We start from the raw sequence: 6000 nt of genomic DNA on the forward strand, positions 1-6000 counted from the left end.
AAGGCATTATTGGTAGTTGCATAAATAGAAGGGGAGAGAAGTTGCATTTTGACTAGCATCTACTCTCCCTTTCTGTTTGCAAAAGTGTACTTTTACGAACGCTTAAAAAGTATCTTAAAACTAAATAATTTCGTTTTATGATTTTTTTATCTATTTAATTTTTCTGGAAAAGTATTAATTACAATTTATAACATTATTTAAAAAAATGGTACAATAAAAAGAAGTGTTTAAAGGAGGCGGTCATATGAAACTAAAAAAAGTTAAAATAAACAAGTATAAAAGTTTTTTGCAAGAACAGAATGTTGATATAGAAGATAAGACTACTCGTTTAGTTGGTAAAAATGAATCAGGTAAAACTTCTTTCCTAGAAGCACTTGCTAAATTTAACTACTTCGAAGAAGATACCGAAAAGGAATTCAATGAAACTTTTGATTTTCCTAAGAATGAATTAAAAAGCTATCAGAAGAAAAAAGACCAGGTAGAGGTAGTGGAATGTACATTTGAACTTCTTCCATATCAGTTAGAGGAAATTGAAAAAGATTTAGGTAAAGGAGTTTTTCTCTCAAAAGAGATAACAGTGTCTGTTAAGTACGGTAGTAAATTAAAATCATTTGGTTATGTAAAATCTGACGAGAAAAAATTTTTGAGAAATATTTTAAAGAATTATTCTATTTATGAAGTGTCTTTGAAGGAGTTAGAAAAAACGAATAAAATAAAAGAAGCTGTTGCGTTATGTGAAGGTAATGAAGACTGCCAAGAAATTCTAGAAGAACTTAACGAAATCATAGAAAAATCAATGGAATGGAACGAACCTCTAAATGGATATATTGTATCTCAATATTTAAGAGGATGGATACCTAAGTTTTGGTACTTCGATGAGTACTACTCTATTCCTTCACGAATTAGCATTTCTAAAATGAAGGCCCAGCAAATTGATGCTACTTTTACAAAAGAAGAGTTCAATACAGCAAAAGCTTTGTTTGATTTAGCTAATATAGAAATTGATGAATTAAATGATGCGGATAGCTTTGAAGCATTTATTTCTGAATTAGAGGCAACATCCAATGAGATTACTGACAAGTTTTTAGAGTATTGGACTACAAATCAGAATCTTGAAATTAAATTTGAAATAGAACCAATTACTACTTTTGATCCTAGTAATAGAACAATCATTAGACAAGACAAAATATTAAACATCAGGATTAGAAATACTAAGCATCGAGTTTCTTTGCCTCTTAAAAACAGAAGTAAAGGTTTCATTTGGTTCTTTTCTTTCTTAGTATGGTTTAGCAGAATTGAGAGTGAAAAAAACGATAGCTTCATCTTACTTCTCGATGAGCCTGGACTTAATCTTCATGCTTCTGCACAAAAGGATTTATTAACATTTATAGATAATGAACTATCTGAAAATTATCAAGTCATCTATACAACACATTCTCCGTTCATGATCGATTCTACAAAACTACATGAAGTTCGAACAGTTTATGATTCATTGGACGCTAAAAAAGGCAGTTTAATTTCTAGTGCTATTCAAGAAAAAGATTCAGAAACATTGTTTCCATTACAAGCAGCGTTAGGGTATGATATTGCTCAAAATCTGTATATATCTAAAAATAATCTTTTAGTTGAAGGACCAGCAGATCTTATTTATATAACAGTCATGTCAAGTCTTTTAGAATCTATAGGGCGAACATCCCTTACTGATGTTGCAACAATAGTCCCGGTAGGAGGATTGGATAAAGTATCAACTTTCATTTCTCTCTTAAGAGGAAGCAAATTAAATATTGTATGTCTTTTAGATTCGTTTACCGATCAAAAAGGAAAACGAAAAGTAGAGAATATGATTTCTCAAAAAATCGTGAAAGAAAAAAACATCAGATTTTTTGATGAATTTGCTGATATTGAAGGTACGTATGCTGATATCGAAGATTTATTTGAGAAAGAGGAATATCTGAAGTTATTTAATGATGCATTCGAAGAATATGAAGATATTTCTATTGAACAATTGGGGTCTAATGAAAATCAAATATTAAAGCAAATTAATAAAAAAATTGGAAAATCTCATTTTAATCATTTTAGACCTGCTAATAAATTGGCTCGAATGGGCGTGGATAGTAAGTTTTTTACAGAACAAACACTTGCTCGATTTGAAAATATGTTCAAAGAAATCAACAAGTTATTTTAAACAGTTAAAAGATATTAGAAGAGTAAAGAAAAATGTTTTATAAATCATAATTTTATGTGAAGTAGTGTAAAAGGAATTTAATTGATTTAGCAAAAGACGGAGAATAGTTAAAAACCATTCTCCGTCTTTTGCTAACATGGCATGAAAGTGATGATTTTTATTCAGTGTTTTTAATTTTCAGTGATTCTACATCTACCCAACTATAGTCCTTGAAATAGATTTTAATATATGTTAAATTAATAACAGAATAAGTGTAGTAAGTGCAGCTGCACGTTAAATATTAAAGTGTACTCAATGTAGAATTATGTGTGGTAGAGTTAGCCACACGTCACAAAAATAAGACTCAGCAGAACTATATTCAGTCGAAAACCTCCTACTTATCTAAGTTAGGAGGTTTTCGATTCTTAAAAGGGAAGAGGGACTTCTTTGAATACTGAACATTTTCCATTAAGGCAACTCACAGATCAGTTCTATGAAGAGAATGGTCATTTAGAAAGAGTCATGGATAAACGAAAAGACGCGACGGAATATTTTAAAAAAGACCGTGGATACGGAGTTATCTTGATCGAAGCTTATGGTCAACGATTTGGCATTCCTCTGCGCTCGAATATGACACATAAATTTTGTTTCTCGACGAAAATCACATCTAATCCTGAATCAGGTAGAACGCAGAGAAAAGGGCTAGATTATACAAAAGCCGTTATATTAAATGAGGGCCATTACGTTACAGAAAGGTCATTTAAGATCCCGGCAGATGAATTTGATAAGATTAACGATTCTCAGGAAATGATTAAAAACCAGTTCACCAAATTCATAGAGAAATACATAAAAGCAGTTGAAAAGAATGATCAAAATGTATTAAGTCGAAATTATCGTGATTCTTCATTGATTAACTATCATAAAGAATTAGGCATAGAAAACAAGGATGTAAACAGTACAGACTGAAAATCCCTTTACATTTCTTATTGTTATAACATTAAGCCGTTCTGAAATACTCCATAGAAGTTAGACATAACAGTCCGACTTTTATGGAGTGTTTTTATGGTCAATTTTAAGAAGCTAAGGGTCTTAATCAACGTGAGCATCCTTAGAACAAATACAGGTAAAATAATCAAACATCAGACTAAGCTTCCTTAGAGTTCATAGTTAAAAAAAGATGTATATGAAACAGTCGTTTAATATAAAGAACTAATATGCCAATAAATTTAATATAATGGGCAGGAAGCCTTATATTTTCTAGTATATTAATCAATGTCTATTTATTAATAAGATTTGACGTTTTATATAAAAAGTTCCTTAATCATACGGTAGCACATTTAAATTAGCTTTTTTTAATTGTTGAAGATACGTATTAGTAGTCGTGATGGACTCATGACCAGAAAGATTCATGACTTCATATAAAGGAATCCCGTTTGCTAACAGTTTTGTGATGAAAGAGCGTCGGAACCAGTGAGGCGAATTGTTTTGTGACATTAAGTGGGTAGAAGCTGCTTGAGTGATGAGTCTCAATGCTTCATACGAAATAGGGGTATTCTCTGCTCGTACATTGAAACAAATATGAAAGTTCATTACTCCTTCAATATGCATTAATTTTTCACACGATTAATAAGATGGATTGATTTTGGGAGAGTGGGATACGTCGCCATTTTTCACGCTTTCCTTTAAATTCGATATAACTTAAAGAAGATGTTTCATGAACATGGCTGAACTGAAGCGATAATAATTCAGAAGCGCGCATTCCTGTCGTCAGTAAGAGATATCCCCATTGTCTCATTACGCAACTGCAACAGCTCGCGATGCTTTTTCTGCTTTACCGTGTGACGGAAGGCGAGGGCGATCGCTTCCATCTCGTCGAAATCAATTTCACGCCGTAATGGCTCCGGCTTCATCTGATCCTTCACTTGCAGCGACAGGTCGCGCGCGTGATAATCATTGACGTGCAGGAAGCGCAGGAAGCGCCGCAGCATAGCATTACGGCGTTTGACAGTCCGCGGCGCATATTGTTCGTGGACGTCCTTCAGGTACTCATGGAGGTTGAGGATCGTCAGTTGTTTGACGCCCTGTGTCTTCGTCACAAAGAACCGCAAAATGTAATCGAGGTCTTGTTTATAAGCCCGTTTTCGTATGCGTGCTTTTTTGACTATAAATCGGAAACAACTCCGTCGCCCAGAACAGCTCAAAAATCTCGAGATCGCTCAATGCCTCCATGTTTAAGTGATTATTCTCAAGTACCGCTAGCAGCTTCTCCCGGCTATCGGCAAATGCCAGTGCTGCTTCTTCTCTGATTACAATTTCATTTAATTCCTCTTCGTTCATGGTCCATCCTCCCATCGATCTTCTCAACGCTTCCTCTTTTAAATCCTTTTTTGTTCATTTGCTAAGTAAATAATCCACTATTTGTGTATTACATCAAATTACAACTTGTGTATGTGGTATTTATAATATAATTGGGTGATTAATAATTGTATTACATAATATCTCTTTGTTTAGTATATCAAATGACTACTTGTGATAACAGGTAATTATCACAAGTAGATTTTTTAGTTAACATAAATCTTTTTATATTTGAAAATGGGATGATGAGGACAAGTTATAAAAGCCAAATAATTGTATATTCTCTATAAAAGTCTTTAAAGTGTTAAATAGATTTTTGATTCTTCAAACAGCGGAAGACTGGATTATGACATTACTCATGTATGGATTCGCCCGATTGACGAGCAAGAACATCAATGCCATCACGAAGATGGTTAAGTCTCTCCGCGTGTTCCAGGCACAATTCAGAGGGGGCGAGGACTATGAGTTCACCTTGCGAATTTCGTCGACGACTGTGTTCGGGGAAGACAGCCCGGCGGTCGCGTTCCTGAATAAGAAGGCAGCGGACGCTCCGAACGGTGAGAACGAGGAAGTGATTGCCTAAGAATCATAAGTCCTAGCCTTGCTCGCGCACCTTGCGCTGATTCGCCGAAAGAGAGAAGAGGTTTCAGATAGATGAAAAAACTGACGAATGCCAAGAATCAATAAGAAGTATTGCGTTCCCAGTTCGACGTCGCGACCCATAAGGCAAGCGTTCATCAATTACCTCGAGGTCGTCATCACGGCTGACGGGAAGATCCATTATTCGGTACCGAGTCACCAGCAATTCCTGCTGAACCGCTTGATGAAGGAACGCAATTTGACGCACAAAGAACTCGACGACTGTGCCCGGAGAAGTGTCACTTCGACTATAACCGCTGGCTCGCACAAGAATACGAAGCGGTGCTCGTCTTCAACAACGGGTTCCAGGGTGACCCAAACGAACGAGCAGCTGGATGCGATCCAGATGTTGAGGGACGAAGAGTTGCTCCATACGGTCGTCCCACCGAAGACAATCAAATATCTGTACCGCGAACAATATCAGAAGGTGATGGCGCATATGACTCGCTGATCAAAGAAAAACAGATCGACGTCGCCCTGAAAGAAGAACTCGAACGTGCAGCGTTCCGACAGTTCTCCGGTACCGGTCCACGTAAAACCGAGTATACAAAAAAAAGGAGAGGTTCGCCCTCTCCTTTCCTGTAATCACCAAGCATCTTGAATCGCATCACGAAACTCGACGGCTTGCTCGTACTGCATCTTGCCGACCTCGAACTCCATCTCTTTCGCTGGTTCGTACATCTTATCCCAGCGCACTTCGAGATAGGCGGCTTTCGTCTCGTCCATGTGCTCCGCGCCATGGAGGTTCTCTGAGACATACTTCATCGCCTCGATATATTCTTTATAATACTTCGCGACTTGCTGGAGCGACTTCGTCTCCGAGTCGTCCTCATAGTATTGGA

Annotated in this window: 9 protein-coding genes; 4 read left to right on the forward strand and 5 right to left on the reverse strand. The window is 36.3% G+C overall.

What is annotated here, in order from left to right; translation table 11 throughout:
- Positions 1-244 precede the first annotated feature (244 nt).
- A complete protein-coding gene (locus tag P401_RS0117340; RefSeq protein ID WP_029343479.1) occupies positions 245-2185 on the forward strand; it encodes an ATP-dependent nuclease in 1941 nt (646 codons plus the stop codon).
- Positions 2186-2611: 426 nt separating this feature from the next.
- The gene (gene tenpIN / locus P401_RS0117345; RefSeq protein ID WP_029343480.1) at positions 2612-3130 is read left to right on the forward strand and encodes a type III toxin-antitoxin system TenpIN family toxin; all 519 of its coding nucleotides are present in this window, start codon (positions 2612-2614) and stop codon (positions 3128-3130) included.
- Positions 3131-3481: 351 nt separating this feature from the next.
- Here tenpIN and P401_RS19200 read toward each other — a convergent pair whose 3' ends face one another.
- From P401_RS19200 to P401_RS18495, 4 genes are read right to left on the reverse strand one after another with little or no spacing between them, the layout of a single operon-like run.
- The gene (locus tag P401_RS19200) at positions 3482-3772 is read right to left on the reverse strand and encodes a tyrosine-type recombinase/integrase (RefSeq protein ID WP_081834801.1); all 291 of its coding nucleotides are present in this window, start codon (positions 3770-3772) and stop codon (positions 3482-3484) included.
- Positions 3773-3779: 7 nt separating this feature from the next.
- Entirely contained in the window at positions 3780-3959 is a 180-nt protein-coding gene (locus P401_RS19205) for a tyrosine-type recombinase/integrase (RefSeq protein WP_081834802.1), read from the reverse strand.
- A complete protein-coding gene (locus P401_RS0117350) occupies positions 3910-4260 on the reverse strand; it encodes a hypothetical protein (RefSeq protein WP_236627155.1) in 351 nt (116 codons plus the stop codon). The genes P401_RS19205 and P401_RS0117350 overlap by 50 nt, the downstream gene beginning before the upstream one ends.
- Positions 4261-4291: 31 nt before the next feature.
- Positions 4292-4501, reverse strand: coding sequence for a hypothetical protein (locus P401_RS18495; protein ID WP_029343483.1), 210 nt, complete (start codon positions 4499-4501; stop codon positions 4292-4294).
- Positions 4502-4865: 364 nt separating this feature from the next.
- Between P401_RS18495 and P401_RS0117360 the strand changes: the two genes are divergently transcribed.
- The gene (locus tag P401_RS0117360) at positions 4866-5102 is read left to right on the forward strand and encodes a hypothetical protein (protein ID WP_029343484.1); all 237 of its coding nucleotides are present in this window, start codon (positions 4866-4868) and stop codon (positions 5100-5102) included.
- Between the two features lie 87 nt (positions 5103-5189).
- Positions 5190-5609, forward strand: coding sequence for a hypothetical protein (locus P401_RS0117365; protein WP_029343485.1), 420 nt, complete (start codon positions 5190-5192; stop codon positions 5607-5609).
- A 134-nt stretch (positions 5610-5743) separates the two neighbouring features.
- Here the strand turns inward: P401_RS0117365 and P401_RS18640 are convergent.
- A partial coding sequence (locus P401_RS18640; protein WP_029343486.1) for a hypothetical protein occupies positions 5744-6000 on the reverse strand: 257 nt, incomplete at its 5' end.

The organism is Exiguobacterium acetylicum DSM 20416 (assembly GCF_000702605.1).
Lineage (GTDB): Bacteria > Bacillota > Bacilli > Exiguobacteriales > Exiguobacteriaceae > Exiguobacterium_A > Exiguobacterium_A acetylicum.

Excerpts from the sequence above, each read along its gene's own strand:
- P401_RS0117340 (WP_029343479.1), top strand. The coding sequence starts at position 245 with ATGAAACTAAAAAAAGTTAAAATAAACAAGTATAAAAGTTTTTTGCAA.
- P401_RS19200 (WP_081834801.1), bottom strand. The coding sequence starts at position 3,772 with ATGCATATTGAAGGAGTAATGAACTTTCATATTTGTTTCAATGTACGA.
- P401_RS19205 (WP_081834802.1), bottom strand. The coding sequence starts at position 3,959 with ATGAGACAATGGGGATATCTCTTACTGACGACAGGAATGCGCGCTTCT.
- P401_RS18495 (WP_029343483.1), bottom strand. The coding sequence starts at position 4,501 with ATGAACGAAGAGGAATTAAATGAAATTGTAATCAGAGAAGAAGCAGCA.
- P401_RS0117360 (WP_029343484.1), top strand. The coding sequence starts at position 4,866 with ATGACATTACTCATGTATGGATTCGCCCGATTGACGAGCAAGAACATC.
- P401_RS0117365 (WP_029343485.1), top strand. The coding sequence starts at position 5,190 with ATGCCAAGAATCAATAAGAAGTATTGCGTTCCCAGTTCGACGTCGCGA.